General features: G+C 35.5%; 18 protein-coding genes. All 18 read right to left on the reverse strand.

What is annotated here, in order from left to right; genetic code table 11:
* Nucleotides 1-149 precede the first annotated feature (149 nt).
* Complete coding sequence (locus CYTFE_RS0100225) at nucleotides 150-1,073, reverse strand: cation diffusion facilitator family transporter (RefSeq protein ID WP_044213890.1); 924 nt, start codon at nucleotides 1,071-1,073, stop codon at nucleotides 150-152.
* Nucleotides 1,074-1,141: 68 nt separating this feature from the next.
* Complete coding sequence (locus tag CYTFE_RS0100230) at nucleotides 1,142-1,756, reverse strand: TetR/AcrR family transcriptional regulator (RefSeq protein ID WP_027470160.1); 615 nt, start codon at nucleotides 1,754-1,756, stop codon at nucleotides 1,142-1,144.
* A gap of 222 nt (nucleotides 1,757-1,978) precedes the next feature.
* Nucleotides 1,979-2,203 carry a hypothetical protein gene (locus tag CYTFE_RS0100235; protein ID WP_027470161.1) on the reverse strand — a complete coding sequence of 75 codons (225 nt, stop codon included), beginning with the start codon at nucleotides 2,201-2,203 and terminating at the stop codon, nucleotides 1,979-1,981.
* Nucleotides 2,204-2,255: 52 nt separating this feature from the next.
* Nucleotides 2,256-3,077 (reverse strand): lyase family protein, encoded by an 822-nt coding sequence (locus CYTFE_RS24270; RefSeq protein ID WP_235208291.1) that lies wholly within the window; start codon nucleotides 3,075-3,077, stop codon nucleotides 2,256-2,258.
* Nucleotides 3,078-3,251: 174 nt separating this feature from the next.
* Nucleotides 3,252-4,232 carry a lipoate--protein ligase gene (locus tag CYTFE_RS0100245; protein WP_027470162.1) on the reverse strand — a complete coding sequence of 327 codons (981 nt, stop codon included), beginning with the start codon at nucleotides 4,230-4,232 and terminating at the stop codon, nucleotides 3,252-3,254.
* A 288-nt stretch (nucleotides 4,233-4,520) separates the two neighbouring features.
* Complete coding sequence (locus tag CYTFE_RS0100250) at nucleotides 4,521-5,516, reverse strand: ATP-binding cassette domain-containing protein (protein WP_027470163.1); 996 nt, start codon at nucleotides 5,514-5,516, stop codon at nucleotides 4,521-4,523.
* Nucleotides 5,517-5,522: 6 nt separating this feature from the next.
* Nucleotides 5,523-6,209 (reverse strand): GTP-binding protein, encoded by a 687-nt coding sequence (locus tag CYTFE_RS0100255; protein WP_027470164.1) that lies wholly within the window; start codon nucleotides 6,207-6,209, stop codon nucleotides 5,523-5,525.
* Nucleotides 6,197-6,265 carry a hypothetical protein gene (locus CYTFE_RS31710; protein WP_407689932.1) on the reverse strand — a complete coding sequence of 23 codons (69 nt, stop codon included), beginning with the start codon at nucleotides 6,263-6,265 and terminating at the stop codon, nucleotides 6,197-6,199. The genes CYTFE_RS0100255 and CYTFE_RS31710 overlap by 13 nt, the downstream gene beginning before the upstream one ends.
* Nucleotides 6,241-6,894, reverse strand: coding sequence for a carboxypeptidase-like regulatory domain-containing protein (locus CYTFE_RS0100260; protein WP_027470165.1), 654 nt, complete (start codon nucleotides 6,892-6,894; stop codon nucleotides 6,241-6,243). The genes CYTFE_RS31710 and CYTFE_RS0100260 overlap by 25 nt, the downstream gene beginning before the upstream one ends.
* Before the next feature lie 370 nt (nucleotides 6,895-7,264).
* Nucleotides 7,265-10,519 carry an ABC transporter permease gene (locus CYTFE_RS0100270; RefSeq protein ID WP_027470166.1) on the reverse strand — a complete coding sequence of 1,085 codons (3,255 nt, stop codon included), beginning with the start codon at nucleotides 10,517-10,519 and terminating at the stop codon, nucleotides 7,265-7,267.
* The gene (locus tag CYTFE_RS0100275; protein ID WP_027470167.1) at nucleotides 10,513-11,403 is read right to left on the reverse strand and encodes an ABC transporter ATP-binding protein; all 891 of its coding nucleotides are present in this window, start codon (nucleotides 11,401-11,403) and stop codon (nucleotides 10,513-10,515) included. The genes CYTFE_RS0100270 and CYTFE_RS0100275 overlap by 7 nt, the downstream gene beginning before the upstream one ends.
* Before the next feature lie 68 nt (nucleotides 11,404-11,471).
* Nucleotides 11,472-12,764, reverse strand: coding sequence for a DUF4374 domain-containing protein (locus CYTFE_RS0100280; protein ID WP_027470168.1), 1,293 nt, complete (start codon nucleotides 12,762-12,764; stop codon nucleotides 11,472-11,474).
* A gap of 25 nt (nucleotides 12,765-12,789) precedes the next feature.
* The gene (locus CYTFE_RS0100285; protein WP_027470169.1) at nucleotides 12,790-15,174 is read right to left on the reverse strand and encodes a TonB-dependent receptor; all 2,385 of its coding nucleotides are present in this window, start codon (nucleotides 15,172-15,174) and stop codon (nucleotides 12,790-12,792) included.
* Nucleotides 15,175-15,769: 595 nt separating this feature from the next.
* The gene (locus tag CYTFE_RS24275) at nucleotides 15,770-15,970 is read right to left on the reverse strand and encodes a hypothetical protein (RefSeq protein ID WP_044262451.1); all 201 of its coding nucleotides are present in this window, start codon (nucleotides 15,968-15,970) and stop codon (nucleotides 15,770-15,772) included.
* Nucleotides 15,971-16,426: 456 nt separating this feature from the next.
* Entirely contained in the window at nucleotides 16,427-18,856 is a 2,430-nt protein-coding gene (locus CYTFE_RS24280; RefSeq protein WP_052342889.1) for a zinc-dependent metalloprotease, read from the reverse strand.
* A 98-nt stretch (nucleotides 18,857-18,954) separates the two neighbouring features.
* On the reverse strand, nucleotides 18,955-20,463 hold the full coding sequence (locus tag CYTFE_RS0100295; protein ID WP_027470170.1) for a hypothetical protein: 1,509 nt from the start codon (nucleotides 20,461-20,463) through the stop codon (nucleotides 18,955-18,957).
* A gap of 69 nt (nucleotides 20,464-20,532) precedes the next feature.
* A complete protein-coding gene (locus CYTFE_RS0100300; RefSeq protein ID WP_027470171.1) occupies nucleotides 20,533-21,966 on the reverse strand; it encodes a RagB/SusD family nutrient uptake outer membrane protein in 1,434 nt (477 codons plus the stop codon).
* A gap of 17 nt (nucleotides 21,967-21,983) precedes the next feature.
* Nucleotides 21,984-25,004 (reverse strand): SusC/RagA family TonB-linked outer membrane protein, encoded by a 3,021-nt coding sequence (locus CYTFE_RS0100305; RefSeq protein WP_027470172.1) that lies wholly within the window; start codon nucleotides 25,002-25,004, stop codon nucleotides 21,984-21,986.
* Nucleotides 25,005-25,080 lie beyond the last annotated feature (76 nt).

The following is a 25,080-nucleotide window of genomic DNA, read 5'->3' on the forward strand; positions in this document are numbered from 1 at the left end:
CTAATTTGCTTTTCAGTTGTCTTATGGAACTCGCTGTGATAATCATTCACCTGAGTGATAGATTACTCTTATGCTCGTTTCATACTTTTATATCTTTAAGTTAAAGGGTGTTATTATGAATTGTGTTCATGGTACATATCTTATGTATTCTACCTTTGAATTAATGTATTATCGTCTTCACAGCACTTATATCCCATTTGTAGAGTAATGTGCTGTATATCATAATCTTGTTGCAATATGTACTCTAATTTATTTTTAAGAGCCATCATTTCGTGCATTGAGATATTGTTCTTTACATTGATATGAGCCTCAAAATGTGTTTGTGTGTCATCCAGCTTCCAAACATGTATATGATGTATGTTTTTTACCTCATTAATTGTTTCCACTGTTTTCTTTATTTCGTTGAGATGAATATTTGAAGGAACTGTCTGCATTAGAATATCTACACTCTGTTTTATAATGCCCCAGGTGTGATAAATAATGTAAGTGCCTACTGCAATCGTGATAAGCGGGTCTAGCCAGAAAACTTCAAAAATCCATATTGCCATACCGCCAATAATTACTGCAACAGAAGATAGTGTGTCGCCCATAAGATGCAGGTAGGCTGCTTTGGTATTTAGATTATGGTCTTTCTCATTTTTTAATATCAATACAGAAAAAAGATTGGCTAACAAACCGAATGTGGCTACAATAAACATCAATTCTCCTTTTATTGGAGAAGGAGTATTATACCGCTGCCAGGCCTCATAAAAAAGAAAAATACAAATAGAAATTAGTACAATAGCGTTAAAAAGAGCTGCTAATATTTCCATTCGTTTATAACCAAAAGTATGGCGCTCATCAGGTTCTTTACGGCTTCTTTTTCGGGCGAAAAAAGCAATAAGTATAGCCGAAGAGTCACCAAGGTTATGAAGCGCATCAGATAGTAATGAGAGGCTGTTTGAGATAAGTCCGCCAATAACTTGAACCAGGGTTATGGATATATTCAATAGGCTTATCCACAGTAATTTTTTTCCTGTCAAATCAGAGGTATGAGCAGGATGATGATGTGAATGTACATGGTGTTCTTTCATATTTAATACTACTTTTTCATAAAATTTGAACAAAAAAGAACAGTGTTCTTTTTTGTTCAAAAAAATTATTATCTTACTCTCATTATTTTTTTCCATCCGGCAGTTCCAAATTCCATGTATTCTCGAATAAATTTTTCTAAGGCCTCTGGCGACAAATCGTGCATCACCAATTCAGCAATAATACTCATCCACCACGAACTCATGGTATGAATAAAAAATACCGAGACATCTCCGTTTATCTCCGGATATTTTTGTTTCATTAAGGCAATATATTCGATGCCGGTTTGCGTGTGTTTATCGATAAATTCATTTCTGAAATTTTCTAATGACGAACCCGATGATTTAAATATTAACAGATTAAAATCCTCTTTATAATTGTTAATAAGCTCCACAAACATGTCAATTTGATTTCGCATATATTCATCCGAAGTAAAAATATCAATACTAAGATACTCCGAACTGTTATGTTCCTCCATTAATTTATCTAGAGCCAGCAACACACTGGAAAGTACTTCGCAAAAAATCTCATCTTTATTTTTGTAATAATTATAGATGTTACTCAAAACAACATCGGCTTCTTTTGCAATCGTACGCATGGAGGTATTTTTAAATCCGTTTTTCAAAAACTCTTTACGAGCTACCTCCATAATACTTTTGCGTACGTCGTCTTTTTGTATTTGCATAATGAAGTTTTATGCTACAAATAAAGAACATTGTTCACTAATGTGCAATCCTCATTTCTAATGATTTTACACTCTCTTTAGTCATTAAATATGGTATGTTAAAATAATTGTTACAAAAGGGGAATATATTTTTTGTGATAAAGGGAAGAGGCTCACAATATGGGAAATAATCATGTAAGCCTTTTCAATTAAATATATATTGAAATATATAAACACATGTCTTTAATTTCTACTAATAAATATGCGGTACTCGTCATGTGAAATCATAAATGTTTGTGAATTAAAGTCATTTCCTCGTAAATAAGTATACCATTCTATGGGTTCGCGATCATTTATCAACCATAATGAATTCTTGTTGTCAATTTGAGCTAAGCGATTCTGTAATTCACAAAATGCAAATTGTAAATCGAACTTTCTAACATCTAAAACATTAAGTGTAATTGCCATAATTCTTTAATTTTATATTGAGCCAATTATTTTAGAGGGATCAACCCAAAGATTAAATTGTTCTTCGGTTAATAAATTTAGAGCTAATGCTGCTGCTTTTAAGGTCGTGTTTTCTGCATGGGCTTTTTTTTGCTATTTTGGACGCATTATCATAACCTATATGGGTATTAAGTGCAGTAACCAGCATCAATGAATTATTCACTAATTCTTTGATACGTGGATTATTAGGCTGTATTCCTGCAACACATCCATCACTAAACGATTGACAAGCATCGGCAAGTAATGCTGCCGATTGCAAAAAGGCGTTTATCATTACGGGCTTAAAGACATTAAGTTCAAACTGCCCATTTGATCCTGCAATTGAAATGGTAGTATCATTGCCCATTATTTGCACACATACCGTAGTAAGCGCTTCTACTTGAGTGGGGTTTACTTTACCGGGCATAATAGATGAACCGGGTTCGTTAGCTGGTATCGAAATCTCACCAATACCCGAACGTGGTCCAGAAGCCATCAGACGAATATCATTTGCTATTTTCATTAAACTAACAGCCAATTGCTTTAGTGCACCATGTGATTCAATAATAGCATCGTGTGCTGCTAAAGCTTCAAATTTATTTTGTGCCGTAACAAAAGGTAAACCTGTAAGTTTTGCTATATTTTCTGCAACTTTAACAGAATAACCTTGTGGTGTATTTAGTCCTGTACCTACTGCCGTACCGCCCAGTGCTAGTTCGGACAAATGTAAGAGTGTGTTTTTAAGTGCTTTTATGCCATGCTCTAATTGCGACACATAACCCGAAAATTCTTGTTGTAAAGTCAAGGGAGTTGCATCCATCCAATGAGTACGACCAATTTTTACCACTCCTTGCATTTCTTTTGATTTAGCTTGGAGAGAGTTTTTTAGATTCTCTATTTTAAAAGTTGTTTTTCTTATTTATACCTCGTGGGCTTGCCCAGAGGTAGTTGACTGAAAACAGTTCTTCTTTTATTCAAGTCAAATCCGTTTATAATCAGTAATAAATCCATTCTACTAGAATCAAGTAGCTTAAAACATGACACCCAAAAAATCATTAGGCGTAACATTTTCCATGTAACTTTCCAGTTCGATTGATGTAAGCATTTCTTGTATTTGTTTTCGATTATGCGGCATACCTGTTAACAAATTCTCCAATTCAGCAACATCTCGTGTATTAAAAAAATCGCCGAATATTTTTATCTGCATAATTATTCCTTTTTGAACATCCATTTTTATTTCAACATGACCTCCTTTTGTTCTTATCCCTTTTGTGAAGTTATATTGTGGCGACGAACCAAAATTCCAATCCCACTGACTGTATTTCTCTTCAACAAGTTTGTTTATTGCTAATGTATCAGATATCGAAAATTCATATATCTCCGAACTGGTGTAAATATTACGCACATATTTAATAATGCTGTTTTCAAGTTCATTAAGCGTAATTGGGACATTAAGATGCTCTGAGATATTTGTTACCCTACTACGTACTGATTTTACAGCTTTATCTTGGAATTTTAATGGGTTTACTTTTAATGCCTTTGATAAATCTGGTAATTTAGAGCTAAATAGTAAGGTTCCATGTTGAAGTACTTTCCCTTTGAATGTACATTTAGCATTACCCGAAAATTTCTTTCCTTCTATAGTCAAGTCGTTTCTTCCTTCAAATTTAGCATCAACACCAAGGGCTATTAATACATCTAATATTGGTTGTGTATATTTTTTGAATCCTTCGGTTTCATTATTCTTCTCTTGCATAATAAAAGAAAAGTTCAAATTGCCAGGATCATGAAATACAGCCCCTCCTCCTGATAATCTTCTTACCACATCAATATTATTTTCCTTTACATAGCTCGTGTTAATTTCGGCCAGCGAGTTTTGGTGTCTACCAACAATAATTGACTGATTGTTAACATAAAGATAGAAACAGTCTTCTTCCATGTTTTTTAATAAAAACTCTTCAGTTGCTATATTAAAAGCTGGATTGAGCGTATTTGAACGAATGCATATCATAAAAAGCTTAAATTATGCGCGTATTTAAATCAAAAGACAAATTAATAGAACATACAGGTTAAAACAATCCCCATATCTAATGATATATATCGCCTTAAATCATTATAATTCCGTCCACATCATATGTTCAGATTAATGAGTTAATCTGACCTTGAAAAGATTATAATTCTCAGTTTATATTATTGGCAATAGTGATTTAGGTAATAATCAAATTAGAGCAAAATCACTAAACATTATAATTAAAAAAAACGGATTTACATTATTCTACATGCCCTTTTACTCTATCAATCAATTAGGTTTCACCTCGTCTCCTTTCCTGAAAAAATCTCTTATTTGCTGTTGCTTATTATCAATTTGCTCTAACTCGGCATACATGTCTTTCTCGAGATTATTTGTAAATATTACTTTATGCATACCTCCATTTTCTATCACAACTCTTTTATCTGCTAGTAATATTAATAAGGGGTCGTGGGTGGCCATTAGTACTATTTTGTCTTTACTAACCAATAAGTCGAGGGCTTTCTTTTTATTAACACCTGCATTTTCAATTTCGTCGATTAGCACAATGGGGGCCTGACCAATACATGCAACATCAGCAATCATTAATGCTCTTGATTGCCCACCACTTAAACAAGTTATAGGAGTATCGGCTTTAAACTGCTCGCCCGATAATTCATTGGCCATAATAAGCACCTCATCTACTACTGCTTCAGGATTTTCAACAAAACGACTTTGAGCGTGTAACACCAGAAAATCGTGTACCGCTATATCAAGTACAAAATTCATATTCTGTGTAATCTGTGCGATTAGTTTACCTTCAAAAGTATTTATCAAGTCATCGTTAGCTGCATTACCGTTAATGAGTACTTGACGTTTGGTAGGCGTATCGTTATTAGCAAGCCACTCAATATCGGCCAACAGCCTGCTTTTACCCGAACCGGTAGGCCCTACCACACAGGTTATTTGACCAGGGATTAATTCCAGATTACACAACTCTGGTTCGCCTAACTTATTATTTCCAGCGATAACCTCAAGGCGCTCAATTTTTAAGTTGGCCTCACTAGCACTTATACCACTGGCAAAGTCACTAAACAACTGTAAAAATTCATCTTTTGAAATGTTGTTATCTTCAAAAAACGATTCAGACATAATGCTTAGCATCTCTGTAAAAGTTCTGCTCTCCGTTAGTGTTGCGATATTAAATGCGGTAAAGAAATCTTTATAGGTAGGTTCCTTTTCCACTAATTTATTTAACGGAGTTTCAAGGGTGAAATCAATGTCCATTCTTAATTATATTTTAATTTTTCGGTTCAAGCCTATTTGAAAATCTTTACCAACCCGTGTTTCACCCAAACAGTACGAACATAAAGCCGTAGGCATTGAAAACCTCAACTTTAAATCTTTACTATTCTCCTGCTCCTTAGGTTGGAATATCTCTTTTGCCAAACGGTCGGCTCCTTGCCCTGTAATACCATTTATAAATAACACTTTTGCTTTTGGATTAACTTGTTGCACTTTAAAACGATACACTTCACGCTCTGCCTGAGAGACCAAATCACTTTTTGTTACAATGACTATATCGGCCAATTTCACCATTGGCCCGGTTTTTAAGGGGGTATTTATACCGCTTAAATTATCGAGTACGCAAATAGCGAGTATATTTTTCAGATGCGGAGCACAGCGATTACACAAACCCGCACTTTCAGTTATTAAATACGAAAATTGATTCTGCTCTGCCCATTGAAAGCACTCTTCAATGTTAGAAACAAAAAAATGGTCGGGACATAAGTTGCCAGCCAATGCAGTTTTTGCAGTAATACCACAGGCTGTATATTGCTCTTCATCTAAGGCACTCAAGCAATCAAATTTTATGACTCCACAGTTTGTTTTCATCCCCAATGCACTCTCAATAGTTTTTATAATTACCGATGTTTTACCCGATGAAGGTGGACCGGCAACTGTTATTAATTTAACCATTCCTTTTGCTGTTCCTGTACTCCATCTTTCACTAACATAAATACTGGACTTGCAATGGCTCCTTCTTCTGGCCAAACCGTTTCCATATTTGCACTTCTATTCTCTCAAGGTCATATATATTTATAGTATGTGTCATAAATCCAGAAGGGTAACTACTGAATCGCCGGGTATTATTCCGTAACACAAGCAAGCGTTTACCCGACATGCCCCGCAGAGTAAGTGGAGCCTGATAGCCAGACTTATTAGTAAAACCGGCTTTATTTTGTAAAACCTCGTTTATATTACGCGGTCTAAGTTGTTGTATCTCTGCTTTATCCGTTGTGAAAGCAGAAGCTACGCTTTTAATTTCTAGTTTTTGACTACTCTTCACATACACTTCATCCATGACACTTACTTGTTCTTTTAAAACAAAACGTTTAGTAAGCTCTGGTTTACTAACTAAAAATGTATCTGTTTTAAAGCCAATGGCACTAATAACTATAGAAAGTGGAAATTCATATTCAGCCTGTAATTCAAGTCTCCCATTTATATCACAGCACGTACCTTTTCCTTGCCCTGCATAAACTGTAGCAAAAGATATTGGTTCACCTCTACCATTTACAACAGAACCGCTAAGCGCAATGTTTTGGCTGTAAACAATAGAGGTCACCAGTAAATATAAAATGAGAATAACATTTCGTAACATTTATTGCACGTCGATATTATTCACTTATAACTTGCCACATAACAAGAGTTTGTTTAGAATAGGCGCATCTGGTTTAAATTCTTTAACCATAAATTTAGCGTAGCCTCCCTCGTAAGTTTTTACAAGATATACTGGCTGTTCATCCTCTTCTGTTGAACCATCAATAGTTAATTGCCAAATATGAGCCGATTTATAAAACACACAAAGGAATGAAAAGTAGTTTTTGTGTTTGTTATGAGCGAGTAATTGTAAAAAATAGCAAATAAATTAATCTTTAATGATTAGTAGGTATGCAAAACAAAAAAGCCTATCCCCGAAATATATTGGTGATAAGCTTTTCGCAAAAAAAAACGTCTTATTTATTGATATGTTATGGCATTACTTTCTCAAATGCTTCAATTAACTCTAGTTTTTTATTGCTAGGATAATTGGTTTTTAATAATTCGTAAAAATTATTAAAAACCAATTTGTTAACATTGTTTTCAGCATTATATTTCAATAACAATCGAGAAAACTCAGAAATATTTATTTCATCAATAACTTTTAAAAGTTCCAACGCACCTTTATTTTCTTCCAGATAGTCAGCGCCGTCGGCATAAATAAGAGGAGGCTCTATATTTGATTCATTCCCTCTGTCTTTTTTGTAGCGATCTTCTTTTTTCTTAATATAAATCTGAAGCGTTTCTGCCCCAAATTTCTCGTTTACAAAGCTTAAAGCATAGGCTTCAGGTATTGCTTTAAGAAGCATATCTGCACCTTGCACATCGGCTACATCAACGTTCTGCTGTATCCATTGTGTAAATAATTCTCTGCACAATGTATAGTAGATATACGAGAGGTCTTTTTCTCTGCTACCATCGGCTGTCCAACAGTGTTTTTCGGATATTGCAATTTGATTTGGAGATGCATAAAAATCATCATCATTATGAAATGGAATTTCTACAATAGTAAGTTGCGAATACGGGTAACTGCCAAGTTTGCTTTTTAAATATGTTATCCCTTCGTTTACCGCATCCGTCATAGTTTCCAGATTGTAAGTATGACGTTCGTCGTATAGTATATTCAGCTGAATATCATCTTGCAATTTAGCATTACATGTTTCATAATTTGCCACCGCAATTTGCCAATTCATCAGGTAAGGCTGTTCCGTTTCATACACTTTGTATTCCTTATTATTAACCATTTCTACTCCTTTGTAACTACCCGATGCTGTTACCTTTTGGGCATTACTACTTCTCACCCTTATGGTGGTATTGTGTCGTAAAGCAAAAGGAGAAAGTACATTGTTTACTAAAGCGCTTCTATCATTCACAGTACTCATTCGCGATGTAAGTTTTTCTAAACCTTCATCAGAGCGATTTCTGTTCTGAGTCAGTTCTTTGTCTGAATTATATCCTATACGAGGGACAATATCTTCCTGCAAGAAACTTCCGTTGTAAACCAATGCTTCTTGTGGGTCAATGGAGCTAAATCCTTTATATTCGAGTGTGCATGTTCCTTTTAACAAAACGGTATCGTCCACGGCAATGCTTTGCTGTAAAGCATAAGCCAGTTGATTATGCTTTTCGTTAAACCACGCAGGATTTAGGCTTTGAGATTGAAGCTGCAAGCTATGTAGCTGCACAAAATCTTTTAAGCTAAGGTGTAAACTATCAATGGGTGTATTTCCTTTATTAGTCAATAACATATTAAAGGAATAGTCGGCTTTTCTAACATCGGGATTAACATCAATGGTGACATCAAGCCCGCAAACGTAAGGCTGATTCTGCGTTTCAATATATTTAAACAGCGTTTCGTATTCGGCATCTTCGGCATCTTGTTGTGCATCTGTTTTAAAATTTCCCATATCATGGTCGTTTGCAACAACAAAATTCTGGAAATAAAAGAACACTGCTAACATGCCCACAGCAGAAAACTTACCTATAATATGCAGCTGTGGTTTTTTTAATGAAAACTTACTAGCCAGAGATTGAATACTACCTCTGTTCCAAAACCATATTCCTGTCAGCAAGAATGCGATACTTAGAGCACCCCACATTAAAGCATACCAAACTCCTGCTCTTCCAAAAATCCCATAAGCTGCCATTTCAGAATAATCTTCAATTCCCGGCGTAAACGGAAATGCAAAACGCAATTGTTCAATAACACCAATATCAGCCATTACAATAATAAACAGTAAAATGGCTACTGTAATAATATGAGCAACAAATCGTTGAGAAAAAATGGATCCTACAAAGAAAGCGAGTGCTATGACCATCATATAATTTAACCACCCCATGTGATGGGAGAACAAATCGGTAAAATATACGCCCAATTCAAAATCAGTATAACCTTGCAACAGTTGAGTCAAAATACCTGGAATAAATAGAGCCAAAGAAAATAACAGAGCCACACCTGCCATAGCGATATACTTACTCATATAAGTTACCCAAGTAGGCACAGGTAGTGTATCTGTTATTTGCCACATTTGCGTACTGCGTTCTTTAAAAAGCAATTCACCTGCAAAAACAGCAAGAATAAGAAAAATAAAAACCCCATTAGGCAAGCGGGTATAGGTCATTGCTGATGTAATAGACAGTGTATCGGTATGGATATAATACTCGGCATTCCATATCATATTGTATCCAAAAAACATAAAAACCAAAAGGCCAAATATTATTTTAAAACCTGTAGGTCGCACTGTATTTTTAAATTCCAGAAAACTTAGTCTTATGAGTTTTTTTACATCTTCCCATATACCAAATACTTTATTTGTTACAACATTAACTTCTTTTAAAATAGGAGCCTCAGAACCTTTCTCAATAGTTGTTTTTTTATTCACTTTCTTAGTTAAAAAATAGCTAAAGCTAAATTTCTGTGTTGCTGCAGTTACTAATATTCCTGATAGAGCTAACCATATAGCTCTATTAATCCAATAAATGGTATCGAGTTGAAAATACCCGTAATTTTTCTGTGCTATTGACATACCATCAATGGTATCTCGTGTATGTGTAAAGCAAAAAGGATCTATCAGATAGATAAGGTTTAAAAAAGTAGTGTTTTCGCGAGTGCTTTCTGCAACTAAAAAGAGCATAGTGAGCATAAAAATACCCATATAACTGGCTGCCATTGTTCTAAAAAACACAACAAGGCTCAATGCAACTGCTGTTAAGATAAACATATTGGGCACAGAGAAAATTAAGAAACCATGGAGGATTTGCCCCCAGGGAATTGGCCCAAATTTATCAGCTTCGGCTATGCCAGTATATTGCATAACAGCAAATCCTATGGCAAACGCTAAACATATCGAAAGATTTACAATATATGCAGCGATAAACTTTCCTAAAAACCATGTTTTATCTGACACCGGATAACTATATAAGGTTTCGGCAGTTTTAAACTCAATATCCTTAAATAAAGCCGTTCCGGTAATTACTGCAATGGCAATAATCATAAGCATTCCACCACCAGCAAGCGATTGGTAAATTATGCCTGCGGCATTGAAATTAATCGCATCATTAATATAATAATCGAATGAACCTTTTACATACCATATTGCCTGAAATATCATCATCAGCATGAAAATATAGGTCATGCTTTTTGAAAAACGATATTTCAATTCAAATCCTATTATTTTACCTAACATAACTCTGCTGTTTTTTTCTGATTAAACAATAGGTTAAAGTAGCTATCCTCCAGATTTGGTGTTTTAACCGTAAAACCATTACCGGGTTCGGTCTCTGAGAAAATAGTAATATGCATTTTCCCCAAATGGAAGTTTTGAGATATGACATTGAATTGTTGACTGTATTTTTCAACCTCGTTTTTGGCTATTTCTTTTTCGAAGACTTTACCTTGCAACTGATTTTCAATCTCTGTCGGTTTTCCAGTAATAAGTACTTCACCTTCACCAATAATTGCCATTTGATTACAAAGCGTACTCACATCTTCTACAATGTGGGTTGAAAGAATAACAATGGTGTTTTCTCCAATTTCAGAAAGTAGGTTGTAAAAGCGATTGCGCTCCATAGGGTCGAGTCCAGCGGTAGGTTCATCCACAATAATAAGTTCCGGATTTCCGATAAGTGCCTGTGCAATGCCAAAACGTTGTTTCATTCCTCCCGAATAGGAGTTCAATCGTTTTTTTCGCACATCGTACAAGTTGGTTTTATTCAAAAGATACTGTACAAGTTCTTTACGTTCTCCTTTTGATACAACCCCTTTCATATCGGCGAGGTGCATCAAGAGCTCTTCTGCATTTACGGTAGGATATACCCCAAACTCTTGCGGAAGATAGCCGAGTACCTTTCGTAATTCGTTGGGCTGTTTAAAAACATTAATACTATTGAATGTAATACTTCCGCTATCGGCATCCTGCAAAGTGGCAATGGTGCGCATTAAAGTTGATTTTCCGGCACCATTTTGCCCAAGTAAACCATACATACCCTTTCCAATTTCAAGGTTTACATTTTTCAGTGCTTGCACGCCATTTTCGTAAGTTTTTGAAAGGTTTTTTATAGTAAGTTTCATCTTAGTTAAAATTTATTATAAATGGAAGAAGAAGAAGTAGTAGTGGTACTGCCCCTGCTACTTTTTTCTTAATCTAGTTTTGTAATGATAGGAGCACCTACGGTCGAAAATAATTTCTCAGTTTCAAGTGTAGATATATTCGTTTTCATAATATAATTTTCATCAGCAGTAACCATAGGAATATACGCATAGCCATCTTCCATAAGCGTAAAGCTGGCAGCAGCTCCTTTTGTATATACATCGCTTACCAATGTTGCTGTTTGAGCCGATAAATCAAACTGATACCATTGATGCAATGGGTCAGTATAATATGACCAAGCATTATCAGGATCAATTTTATTCGGATCCATTGAAGCAGCAAATAGTTTTGTGCCTCCTGCATACTCAAATCCCATTACAGCGTGATATGCTCCACCTGATGCAGCTTCCATATCGAAGTAATAGCTGTCATCAAATTCTGTCTCCCCATCTTTAATGCGAAGTGCACAAGCAGGTAAACCTGAAATTGATTCATACATTCCCCACATATTATGACACAACATATAAATATCATTATTATCATCAAGTATCATAAACGAAGATCCATATCCACAAGCCCAAGCACCGGTATATGAGCCCCTATCATCAACAATTTCTTTTACTACAGCATCAGCATTACCTGTTGAGTTGTAGTCTACCTTATCAAGGTCTACAACAATAATTCTACAATCATTAAATACAGGAGTCCAATCTCCGGCACCCGAGGTACAATAATATACAGCAACATACATGTAATTATCTCTAATAATAATTTCGGATGGCGACTGCATACCTACGGATGCGTTATCTGTAGGGAAACCGGTTATCGAATCTAGTTTTGAGTATGCCGATAGGTCAATACTTCCTGTACGTGTCATTGTACTAGGATTAAAAATTGCCACTTTAAAATCATTTGGCCCGCCAGTAAAGGCAACCTCATCATTTAAATAGGTAATATTACACTGATACCCTAAGTCAGAAAAGTCAATAGATCCTGTTTGCGTTAAATACCCAGATTCATCAACATCCCATTTTTCCAGTGTGTATGCTTGATACTTATTATAATACATACTTCCTCCATAAGGGAAAATGGCAGGGCCATATAGTGCACCTATCTCAACAGCAGTGCTATTGTCATAACTAATACCTGCACTAGCAAGATCTAATACCTGAGCATAAGAAGCAGTGCTCATCATATCAGCACTTGTTACGAAAGTTGATAATACATAATCTCCGTTCGATGCATCCAGAATTTCATCATCATCATTACAAGATGAAAGAAAAGCCAAAGCAGCTAAGGCTACTATCAATAGTCTATTGAAATACTTGTTTGTTAACTTCATAATTTGTTAGTTTTAGAATTATTTATTACTTACTTATAAAAAATCTGATTTTGGTAGCATAAGACCTGCCTGGTTTTTGAACCATATAATTGTCATAGACTTTTTCGTCGGTAATATTTTTGGTTTCAAGGCTAAAGCTTAGCCTGTTATTGAGGGTTGTATATGATATTCCTGCATTATGCACTACTTGTTGAGGAATTGTTGCTTTGGTACTTGTAATTCCGTCAATTTCCCACGAGAGGAAAAAATCATGCACATAATTACAGGTATAGAAAATGTTTATTTTATCAGATTTAGTTATATGCCAGGGAAGCATATAACTAAATCCGGCATTCCCGAATAACCATGGAATATTAGGGACATTAGCTCCAATATATCTTTCTTCAATGTCTCCATTATCATCAACATCTTTTAGTATAATGTCTTGCCAGGTTAGGTTTGCATAAAGATTCATGTTTTGTAGCGGGCTTACTTTAAGTTCTCCTTCAAATCCTATTGTCTGAGTTTCCAGTAAGTTCATATAGGTTGATTTCCATGCATTCAGGGAATTCAGGAATATAAGGTTTGAGGTATTTCTGAAAAAACTGTTAATATTAAACGTTAGCTTAGATTTTAAGCATTTGAAACGAAGTCCGAGGTCTAAATTTTGACTTTCCTCGGGTTCAAGTTCAGCGTTTGGGAACACGGAAATAAAGTCACCAAATAATTCATCTTTATCTGGCATGCGATATGTATGTTCGAAACTAAGTGTAGAATTTAAAAATGGGAATAACAGAATTTTTATGGCATCGCCATACCCCCAGCGCTGATAAGAATTATTGTTATAGCCAGTAATATTAATTGTTTCGTCTAATGCTACAACTTCAGCATTCCCTGCAAAGAATTTTCCTGAAAGTATATTTGTTATTTTATCTCCCCAAAATTTACTTTCAAGGGCTATGCCATTGTAAAACTTATTTAAAGATTGTGGGTTGCTCAATATATCGGCACCAAAAGAAGCAATTCCTCGTTCATCATGTCCGTTTATATCGCTTCTGGTATATAGAGACGTTAGACTTAACTTGTGTGTTTTATCTAAAAGGTACGATAAGTTAAAACGTATAAAACTATTACTAATATATTGCACAGGGTTACGCCCATCAACGTAGTATCCACTTTCGCCAGGACTGGATGAAACATATTTTTCTAGCCCATCTACAGCCCCCCAATAGTAAGTTTTAGCAGTTGTATCAATAAAACAGGTATTGATATAACTATAGCCCGCGTTAAATATGGCATTTAGCTTTTTGTTTAACATCTGGCTCTTTTTCCATTTTAGCTCTACATTTAAGTTTGATTCTTCTGAAAATGCTTCACCCCAGGGACGCTCAGTTGTCATACCATGCTGCCATTCTTTATTTATCTGTGAAGCTGTTAAATCTAGTCGCAATAAATCGGCCCAATTAGCATACCTTAAACCAAGACTAACCTTCCCTGAATAAGCGATATAGGCATCATTAAACCTACGGACACTACCTGTGGTGGTATTATTGAGTTCATCTACGCGAATTGTTACATCATCCATTCGGTAATCGTTATCAGAATGATTGTAAAAACCGCTTATACCCACAAAAGCGTTATTTTTATCACCAAAATATTTCCGTGAATTGAGACTTGCCTGATACGTGCCAAATGAACCCATTCCTGCAGATATATCGAGATAATCTTTCTTTACATTACGGGTAACCAGATTGAGTATTCCTCCAAGCGCATCAGAACCGAATTTTGTTGGTATCACACCTTTGTAAACTTCAATGTGGTCAATCATATTTACAGGAAGATTATTTATTGCCACTCCATTACCCAATAAATCGGCAGGTATATCGTCAACAAATATTCGTATGCCCTTGCCACTAATGCCGTTGAGCATAATGTTTACATTGCTGCCCAAGCCCCCATCTTCGCGCACCCGTACGCCTGAAATCTGATTTACAAGTCCGGTTACCGGTTGCGATTGTACTTGTAGGGGTTTAGCGTCGAGCACACTAACTTGAAATGGTTGTTCTCTTGTTTGACTTATTTTACCTTTTGCCGCTACCTGTACTTCACCTATCTGCATAACTGATTCTGTCAACTTAACATCAAGTACATTGTTTTTTTGATTACACACAATTGACTTTTCAAGACTTTCATAGCCTATCGATGAAAATACTACGGTATATTTACCCGTAGCGACAGAAAAATTGTACCTGCCATTATTATCGGTTATCGTTCCCTTTTGTAGCTCTTTTATAATTACATTCTCACCGATAACAGGCTCGTTGGTTTTAGCATTGATTACAGTACCTGAAAGTATATTTTGTGCCAAGATATTATCCCCAAAAAGCAACAATAATAATGTAATGACTAAATGTGTTTTATTTATCTGCATTAACTTCTTTTTTTTGACAAAAACAATAACGAACAATGTTCCGATTTGTTCACTATGTATTTGATATTCAGGCGGTAAAGAAATTAAATATAGCAAATGGATACAATCCCCATAAATAATGAATCACCAAACTTAAGATCATAATAAAAAGGGATTTTGTTTTAAATATATTTTTAAGGTATTAATCCGTTTGAAGAAGGACTCTTAAAAGCTCCCAGAAAAAAAGTAAGCCTAATATTAGCATTAGTCTAACCTAAAGAGGAAACAATTTTGTGGGAATTTTTATAGTGCTTAGTATTTACTTGATTTGTACTTTTTTTGTCAATACTTCGTTAAACTTTTAAGGGCAATAGTGCCATAATATAACAGTTCGCTCGCCTTCATTTTATTTTTAGGCAAGAGTGGGTTAATGCCGAACTTATCAAAAAAGGAATTCAATTGTAAGGCATTGTGGTTTATTGTTTAGATGTCCGTCATCGAAAATGATCTTTTTAGCTCTTTAGGTATAATTAACCAAAGGGTAATCTTGGCAAGATAGATAGATGGCTGTCAGTGAGGTGTTAAAGTGAAAATCTAATTTATTTCTGCTTCTGGCCTAATAATTATTTAAGCCTATATACTGCGCTTTAAGGATATGGAGTATACTAAGCCACCATGGATTACAGCCTCCTGCTTTTTGATACAATCTCAAAGTGTCTCGATCTATATTGTTGTTATCGGTTTTTCCGTTGTATTTTCTGTCTTCTGCGCTTACTTGTTGGTTCACCTTGATGCAGATATCGTAAATTAACATCATTCTTTAGCCTACTAATTAAGTGTATATCGGTATACCAGTCCGAGAGAGATTGCTCTTTACCGGCCATTGTCTGGACAGGCCCTCAATGAAAAGTCGTATGGTTGTCAATGTCAATTAGCGTCCTCTACAATTTCAAGCTCCATTGGACACGATTGACGCAACCAGATCAAAAATAGACGGTGTTAGGTGTGAGTTTACCTGATTTTCTAATAGCTGAAGGATCAACAGTAGTCGATGAAATCACAGGTAAAGTAGAGGGTATAATTGATTTGAGAATCTTCATTTAACCACCTTTGGCAGCTTACTTCCCCTTGCTTTTAGGGCAAAGGGAAGAGCTAGTAGTATTTCACTTGTGGTTTTGAGCTGATCTTTAAATATTTCACATTTACGAATACGGTCTATATAATAGAAGCAACTCGTATTCAGGTAATAAAATACTTTCAATTTCTAACAACTTTACTTATTTACCATAATAGCCTTATAAAGTAAAGCGTAATGTGCTTTGTTAGCACCTTTCATATTTTTTTTTACAATTTTTTCAGCTTTTTCAAGCTCGGTTAATGACGCCATTATTACAAAATGATCTACATAATTTATCTTAGCTGCATTACCAATTGTAAGGGCATCATGGCCATTAAAGTTATTGGTAAATAAATTATCCGATTCAGTTGGTTTTAGGTGATGTTTTGATGAATAGGTCATACTTATTAAATTATGCACATAAGCCTGTTGAAGTATCATTTCAATCTCAGTTAGCTTTCCGTCATCATTAAAAGCCCAAACCATATCACTTAAATCGCTTAAATATTCCTCAGAGGAATATACAGGGCGGTTGGTTTCGATACGCTGAAAAAAGAATCCGCTCATCATCTTATCAAAAGCACTTACAATTTGTTTGTAATAATCGTTACGCAATGAGCCTAAGCGGTCTTCAATTTCTTTATTCTGAATCCACTCACTAGTTGTTAATTCGCTTATGATCCACTTAATAGCTTCTTTTTGTTTGGCTTTAGATACAGGTGTAAATAGCGGAATGTCCTGACCTTCTACACCAAAATACTGGTAAGCGCCACCAATGTACGACATACAGTGTTCCATATACCGGTTGTATTGCGAAGTTACTTCTTTATATATCTGTCGCAGATAATCGTATTCCTGATTAGGTTCAGTACACCATTCAATTAAATGGCTCATAATGAATTTCAGGTTTTTGATACCGTAGGTTCCTGCTTTTACAGCATCATCTCCCAAGGCCTCGGCTTGGGAAGCAGGATCACCTGAAATGCCCATGGCAAACTGAGGGGTAAAACGGTACATTGGATCATTAGCTTTCTCTAAAAACCAACTGTTTAAAATTTCAAATTCATCATTAGGATTTTTTATATCAGGAAGCCACTGGTAACCATATTTAATGGCAAAAATATCGAATATACCTACAGGGGGAGGGGTTAATTCAACACCTTTATCTTCTGGTTGTGCAATGTAATTATAACGTGCATAATCCATGATAGATGGTGTGGTTCCGTACTTTTTAGTAAATGTTACCGAACGTAAGGAATCCACTGGATAGGCATACGATGCGCGCATATTATGCTCAAAACCTAAGGTGTGCCCCATTTCGTGTGACGCAGCATAACGAATCAAACGCCCCATTAACTCGTCCGAGAATGTTTTTTGTCTGGCTTCTTCTTCCACCTGTCCACATTGCACCAAGCGCCAGTCGTGTAATTTCTCTATCACATCACCAAACCAAATAATATCTCCTTTTATAATTTCTCCAGAGCGAGGATCGATCCATCGTGTTCCCTGCGCATTAACGGTGGTATTAGGTACATAACGAAAAGTGGTATTGATCAAGTTATCTGGATTAAATTCAGGATCGTCTGGAAATATTTCTGCAACAATAGCATTTTTAAAGCCAATAGCTTCAAAAGCCATTTGCCAGTCTTCGATACCTTGTTTTACATATTTTTGCCATCGTTTAGGCAAACCATTATCAATATATACCACAATAGGCTTTTGGGGTTCTACTATTTTTCCTGCTAAGTAGGCCTCAATATCTTCCTTTTTAGGCTCCATTCTATACCGATGGATATAAGATTCATTTCTGGATGTTGTGCTCTTATCGTCAAAATAGGTTTTACTTCCAGAAAAATAATTGATTCTACGATCGTCCAAACGAGGCATCATAGGCTCCTTATCCAGTAGTACAATGGAGCGGTTCACCAAAGTACGATATGGTGTTGAGCTTGTAGTCCAGTTAAAATATGACTGAAGTTCAATGTTTTTATTGAATACCTGCACTTTAGACAGGTAGGATGCATCTTTATCTAACTTTCCTGGTTTTCCTTTGCTTTTAAAAGGCGTAACGAGGGGTAATTCTTTGGCAAAAAATTCTGTCACATCAATTACTAAAGCACTGTCAATACCAATAGCTTTAATAGGGAAGGTCTCTAAAATGGGTGTCAGGTAGTTTCTATCGAAGGCATTTTTAATGTCCTCACATTTTTCGCCTAATTGATCTTTCACATTAGGCACTAGGAGATATACATTTTTTTTGTCGTGTGACAACTGAAACATCACAGGATTTTTACGTAATTCACCCGCATAAGCCTTTCCGCGTGAAGGGTTGCTCACCTTAGCGATGCGCGAAGCCATCAGAAAATCACGTTTAAATATAGAATCAGGAATCTCGAAGTAAAGTTTGTCCTCACTTCTATGCACAGTAAACATACCAACTTGAGAAGTAAAGTCAGGGGTGATTACTTTTTCGTAAGGTTTAATTTTTCTGTTGGCTGACTTCTTATCATCTTCTGCATAAGACTTTGTAATGTTGAAAAATATCAAAATTACAATAAAAGTTAGTTTTGTTATCTTTTGTATCATAACTGGATTCTTTAATGCAACTAACCGGTGTTTTGTTGCGGAAATAAAATACAAAACACCGGTCAATTATAATAACTAAATACACTATTCTGAATTTACTATCTATCCGTATATTTAATCCTCAAGGTATAAGTGTTACCATCTTTCGCATAAACATACTTAGGATCAATACTTAAATCTGTATCATCACAAGTAAAAGTAATATCAATTACAATTTCTTTAGTAGCAGTATTATATGTACCAATTGATTTTGCAACTTGAATAGAAACAGGAGTTACTAATGTCGATTGAGAAATATCTCCTTGTGTAGTTCTTGAATCCTCATACCATTTATAATATGATTCATCATCAACCGTTGTTTTCTCTTTCCAGATATCCATATCAGTTTTGTAAAGCGTCAATGTTTGTTCAGGAACCACTACGGTACCTTCTGTTAAGGAAGCATCAGTAGTAACAAAACGGAACCATCCTTTTTCAGCCTTAATTGCCGTTTTTCCATAAGTTGCCTCATTTGAGAACCACTTTGTAAGCCCAATGTAGTCAAATGCCTGTATTTCGTAGCGCTCTTGTTCTACAATATCAATAAATCTACCTCCAAATTGCTTTTTAAAAACATTAATAACTTCTCCCCATTGATTGTTATCGTTCGATGTTACATTAAAATAATGGTTATTCGTTAATACTTTCCATTCTTCATCTTCTGTATTGTAATAATAACGCTTTAACCAGTATGCTTCCAGGTCAGTTCTATACGCAGTAGTACTTGTTGTTTGATCAGCAAAGAAATACTCAAATTGTTCGGTAAACCAAGCGGAGAAATCAACCTGTGGATCAACTGTATTAATGTCTACAGTATTCTCTGTTGCTTTTACTGCATAATCTGTTACAATAGGTGTAGCAAATGCAAATTGCATCGTTTTATCCATACCTACTTCGGCGGTATTCTTTATGGCTACAGTAAATTCAGCAGATACATCGCCTGCTGTAATAGTTATTGCATCATTTTCCAAACCTACTATTTCATAATCTGTACCATCTACTAAATCTCCTGTTATCACAAAAGGAATAGTTAGATCCGAGGTAAATGCTTTGCTTAAACCTACAGCTATAGTAAGCTCTTCTTCTAAATACGGGTTGGTAACAATGCTTGAGGTTGCAAAAGATACGGTAGGTGCATCAGTCGCAGGCGTAGCATTATCAGCAATCGTAATGCTAACACTTGTCTCGTCGGCTAACTGAAATACATCACCACTTCCTAAAGTAAGTATAAGCGTTTTGTTTTCTTCAATAGTTGAAACATTAATTGGTGTTACAAAGATATTTGCAGAATTACCGTCGGCAGGGATAGTAACTGTGTTTTCAATAGCTTCGTAATTCACTCCAGAAACGGCTGTGCCGGTTATGGCAATAGGGACTTCAAAGTCAACACCTAAAGCAACATCCGTTGTTACTTTTACCAAAAGTGCAGAGGTTGCATTTTCTGCTATAGTTACTTCTTCAGCACTTATTGTTACTTTAGGTACAATAACTACGTCATCATCATCACAGCTTGTAAAGATGATCACTGTCATTACAAACAAAATAAAATGTAAAAAAAATCTTTTCATTGGTTTACTTTTTAAATAGGTTATTATCCCTTTTAGCCGGGATGTTTATTAATATATATTGGTTCTTTTTTAGTAACCTGGATTCTGAATCATTTGCTCATTATAATCTATGGCATCTTCAGGTATAGGTAACACAAACAAGTCGCTTGGGTAATCAACATTTACATTGTACAATGCGTTACAGTCAACGCGTCGCAAATTTCTTCCCATTCTCACAATATCAAAAAACAGGTGACCCTCGAATGCCAACTCACGTCTACGTTCATTAAACAGCTCTTCTTTAAGTGCAGAGCCTGATAGTTGAATGCTAGGAGCCTCAGGGTTGGCGCGCTTACGTATCACATCTAAATCAGCACGACATTGCACCTCATCTGAGATTGGTAGATTTAAAGAAGCCTCGGCACGGATCAAATACATTTCTGCCAAACGAAGGATTGGTGCATAATGATCTTTTCCCCCAGTATGTTCTACCCATTTAGTGGTTAAAATCTCTCCCATTTGCTCGGCAAATAATTGTTTCCTGACATCTCCTTCTTCATATAAATCTATTATATCATTACTGGGTTGCAGGTAAAGATATGTTCTATCATTCTGTATACCGATTCTCTTGGCTATTGGGACTATACTACTTCTTCCTGTATAATCATAGACAAAAATATCCTCCCTACCTGGAGTATTATTTGAATAATAAGAAAGTACTTCCGAGTTATCAATCAGCGAAACGCTACCATCTTCAATAACCTTTGTTGCATACTCAATGGCTTTATCCCAATCATTTTTATATAAGTATACACGAGCAAGCAATGCCTGAGCTGCTAATTTTGTCATATAAGCTTTGGAATAACTGGCATCTTCAATGCCTAAGGCAGTTCCTAAATTGGCTTCCGCCTCTAACAAATCAGCAATGATATTTTCATAATTATCATATAACAAATCACGAGAAACCAATTCGTCCCAGGCAATATTATTTACCATGTAAGGAATTCCTATATGTTGCGCATTAGAAGTATATGCATACGGTTGAGCATATAATCGTGTTAGATCAAAATGAGCTAATGCACGAATAGCTTTTGCTTCTGCAACAGCTTGTACCTTTTGTGTTTCGGTAGCATCTTCTGTATACTCGATGTTTGCTATTACATTGTTGGCTGCACTAATTACAGCATAAACATGTCCGTAAATAGCTTCTGTGTAATCATCCTCTCCTTCAGCATTGTGGCTAAACTGAAATGATGGTAAAAAATAATTGGCAAACGGATTCTCTTGCGTAATATCGTTAAATTTTAAATTGCCACCCTTGGCCTCAGTAGCTATAAGCATTGTAAAACCGTAATAGTCCCCACTTCCCAACTCGTAATACACGCCATTTAAGGCTTCTTCAACACCGCTTATCGTAGAAAATAAGTGATTGTTGGAGATTTTTGTTTCATCATCTATGTCCAAAAAGTCGGAGCACGATGTTAAGCTTAAAACAAACAATGCTATGTATAATATATTTTTCATCTTTTTCTTTTTAAGGATTAAATTCCAAGTTTCAGTTGAAAAGCAAAGGTTCTGGATTGTGGAAATGTATAACGATATTCTGCCATTCCATTTCTATCGGCCTGCGTCCCTTCTTTGTACCAGGTATAAACATTAGATATACTAATGCCAATGGATGCATTTGCTAATTTAATAGACTTACATAATTCTCTCGAAAGGTTATAATTTAGAGATATGGATCGTAAAGACACGTTGCTTTGATCATATAAATATCTTGAACTATTAAAAACGTATGGAATATCCTGTGCTAACCTTGGAATATCAGTAATATCTCCAGGTTCTTGCCATCTGTCCATTAGGTTTACGCTTTTATTATAGAGATACAGTGTTTTTACTTTTTCCATATCACGAGCTGCATAACTTATGAATTTTTCAGCTCCATACTCGTAAGCAATCATGAAATTGAAATTGAATCCTTTATACGAAAAGCTATTGGAGAATCCTCCATTAAAGTCTGGATTGCTTTTCCCAATCACCACTCTCTCATTGGTATCGCTCTTTAATGTACTATAGTCTTCAGTGACCGTTCCATCTTGCATATACCATATCGGGTTACCATTATCTGGGTTTACACCAGCATATTTGTAACCGTACACTAAGGATGTGGATTCTCCAACTCTTAAGCCTGCACCTGAAAATTGCCCTGTTGTAAGACGCTCAGCATAAGATGTCAGTCGATCCAATCTATTCCTGTTAAAACCTATATTGAAGTTCGGTTTCCATTTTATTTCGCCTAGCTTGATATTATTGGCATCTAATGTAAATTCAACTCCATAATTGGTAAAATCGGCAGTGTTTACAGAAATTGAATTCCACCCTGTTTCTGGTGGTACATGTAAGGACAAGATTCCATCTTTGGTTTTGTTGTTATAATACTCTATCCCCAGATTAAACCTACCTAACAGTTTAGCGGTTAAACCTAAATTAAGCTTATAAGATGTTTGCCAACCTAATGCTTCATTGGGTGCGGAATAAGGAGTCGCTACTAATTTGCCATTATAATTGGATGAAGTATTGTAACTATATAATCCTTTGGCGGAATAGGTACCCACTTTAGCATTTCCTAATTTACCGTATGAAGTTTTTAGTTTCAAGAAAGAGATCAATTCATTTTCTACCCAAAAGTTTTCTTTAGAAATAATCCAGGCTCCACCTATTGACGCAAAATTCTCTACCTGCTGGTCTCCTCCAAAATAAGAAGAAGCATCAGCACGATAATTAATCGACATAAAATATTTTTTGCCGAAATCATAGTTAAGTCTACCATAATACGATCTCATGGCATTTTCACTCTCACTTGATTTTACTTCACTATCCGCATCCTCTTTAGATTGTCCAAGGAGTAGTATTTTTTCTGTTATCAAATTATTCTCATCGGCTGTTGTACTGTTGGATTCATCATGCTTTAACTGAATACCAGCCGTGGCACCTAAATTATGTTTTTTATATGCTCCTTTGTATTCAAATTGGCTATAAGAAACCCAATTATTGTCTACACTACGTTTTTCTTTGAGGTACCCACCATCATCTGCTCCTTTGCCATTCTCTTTGGAGTAAAAGGTAAACTGTTTGGTATTTGTATAGTCTATCCCAAACAAACTTGAAGATTTAAAATTTTTAGTGATATTGACATCTAATTTTAAACTATTATTGGTGTAAAACTTTTCTGACTGATTGATATTCTGTTCTAAATCGGCTAATGGATTTGCATACGAATCCATCTTAGTGTAATTACCTTCATCATCATACACTGGTATATTGGGCTTAAAGGCATAAGTAGCAAAACCGGCGTATTTATCTGACTTAAATGTACTGATACCCCCGTTGTATGATAGCCTTACTCCTTTGACCAATTCAGTATTCAATGACAAACGAGAAGTGATAGCCTCCGAATCATTACCCTTAGAAGTTGTTTCGTTATCTTTATAACCAAAAGACAAACGATAAGTGGTTTTATCGGAACCTCCAGATAAACTTACGTTTGTATGATGAGACATGGCATTTTGTAGTGACAATTCTCCCCAGTCCGTATAAACATCAGTTCTGCCTACTAAATCGGCAATATCTTCATCGTTATAACCTGAATTACGATAAAATTCCGTTGATAATTCAACAAATTGGTCGGTATTTAAATACTGTACCTTATTGATAGGATTACTTATTAGAGTTTTATGTGAAAGACTGACTCTCGTTTTACCTTTTACCCCTTTTTTAGTAGTTATTATAATAACCCCATTTGCAGCGTTGGCTCCATAAATAGCCGCAGCCGAAGCATCTTTTAGGATGGATACGGACTCAATATCCTCTGGATTAACCAATGCCATTGGATTAATTTTAATTTGCTCATCCGCAGTAGCTCCTGACACCTGATCAATATTTGGATTTAAAGCATCAATTAATGGTACCCCATCCAAAATATATAAGGGTTCACTCGATGCTGTAATATTTGTACCTAGATCAGGCAAAGAGTTATTTCCTCGAATACGAACTTTAACAGGAGTAGTGGGATTTCCATCTTCCGATTCTAAATAAACCCCAGCCACCTGTCCTTCTAACATTTGATCTACACTAAGCGCATTACTGTACTTTAAAAGCTCGGCTGATTTTACCTGTACTACTGATCCAACAAGAGATTCGCGCGATTTTACACTGCCATAGCCAACAACAAGTGCTTCACCAAGTACATTATTTTCTGGCAGCAGTACTATATCAATGGTAGTTTTGTCTCCCACAAGTACTTCTTGGGTTTTCATACCAATAAATGTAAAAACTAAAGTTACATTTGGATCATTAGGAATCTTTACGGTATAGTTTCCTTTAATGTCTGTTATTGAACCTCTGTAAAGATCTTTTACAATAACATTAACTCCAACCAGTTCTTCTCCTCCATCTTTACTTATAACCTTACCTTTTATGGTACGATGCTGAGCAAAAGCATTAAGCCCTGCAAAAAAAGTGAGCGAAAAGAATAGCAAGCACTTAAACTTAAACTGCTTCATCCCTTAATTATTTTATCTGATTATGTCTACGAAATTATATATATATCAAACCACCAACAATCACTATAAGTGGGGA

Origin of the sequence: Saccharicrinis fermentans DSM 9555 = JCM 21142 (genome assembly GCF_000517085.1) — a bacterium.
Classification (GTDB): Bacteria; Bacteroidota; Bacteroidia; order Bacteroidales; family Marinilabiliaceae; genus Saccharicrinis; species Saccharicrinis fermentans.

Bases quoted from the DNA above. Each gene is read 5' to 3' on its own strand.
- CYTFE_RS0100225 (WP_044213890.1), bottom strand. From the start codon at position 1,073: ATGAAAGAACACCATGTACATTCACATCATCATCCTGCTCATACCTCT.
- CYTFE_RS0100230 (WP_027470160.1), bottom strand. From the start codon at position 1,756: ATGCAAATACAAAAAGACGACGTACGCAAAAGTATTATGGAGGTAGCT.
- CYTFE_RS0100235 (WP_027470161.1), bottom strand. From the start codon at position 2,203: ATGGCAATTACACTTAATGTTTTAGATGTTAGAAAGTTCGATTTACAA.
- CYTFE_RS24270 (WP_235208291.1), bottom strand. From the start codon at position 3,077: ATGCAAGGAGTGGTAAAAATTGGTCGTACTCATTGGATGGATGCAACT.
- CYTFE_RS0100245 (WP_027470162.1), bottom strand. From the start codon at position 4,232: ATGATATGCATTCGTTCAAATACGCTCAATCCAGCTTTTAATATAGCA.
- CYTFE_RS0100250 (WP_027470163.1), bottom strand. From the start codon at position 5,516: ATGGACATTGATTTCACCCTTGAAACTCCGTTAAATAAATTAGTGGAA.
- CYTFE_RS0100255 (WP_027470164.1), bottom strand. From the start codon at position 6,209: ATGGTTAAATTAATAACAGTTGCCGGTCCACCTTCATCGGGTAAAACA.
- CYTFE_RS0100260 (WP_027470165.1), bottom strand. From the start codon at position 6,894: ATGTTACGAAATGTTATTCTCATTTTATATTTACTGGTGACCTCTATT.
- CYTFE_RS0100270 (WP_027470166.1), bottom strand. From the start codon at position 10,519: ATGTTAGGTAAAATAATAGGATTTGAATTGAAATATCGTTTTTCAAAA.
- CYTFE_RS0100275 (WP_027470167.1), bottom strand. From the start codon at position 11,403: ATGAAACTTACTATAAAAAACCTTTCAAAAACTTACGAAAATGGCGTG.
- CYTFE_RS0100280 (WP_027470168.1), bottom strand. From the start codon at position 12,764: ATGAAGTTAACAAACAAGTATTTCAATAGACTATTGATAGTAGCCTTA.
- CYTFE_RS0100285 (WP_027470169.1), bottom strand. From the start codon at position 15,174: ATGCAGATAAATAAAACACATTTAGTCATTACATTATTATTGTTGCTT.
- CYTFE_RS24275 (WP_044262451.1), bottom strand. From the start codon at position 15,970: ATGATGTTAATTTACGATATCTGCATCAAGGTGAACCAACAAGTAAGC.
- CYTFE_RS24280 (WP_052342889.1), bottom strand. From the start codon at position 18,856: ATGATACAAAAGATAACAAAACTAACTTTTATTGTAATTTTGATATTT.
- CYTFE_RS0100295 (WP_027470170.1), bottom strand. From the start codon at position 20,463: ATGAAAAGATTTTTTTTACATTTTATTTTGTTTGTAATGACAGTGATC.
- CYTFE_RS0100300 (WP_027470171.1), bottom strand. From the start codon at position 21,966: ATGAAAAATATATTATACATAGCATTGTTTGTTTTAAGCTTAACATCG.
- CYTFE_RS0100305 (WP_027470172.1), bottom strand. From the start codon at position 25,004: ATGAAGCAGTTTAAGTTTAAGTGCTTGCTATTCTTTTCGCTCACTTTT.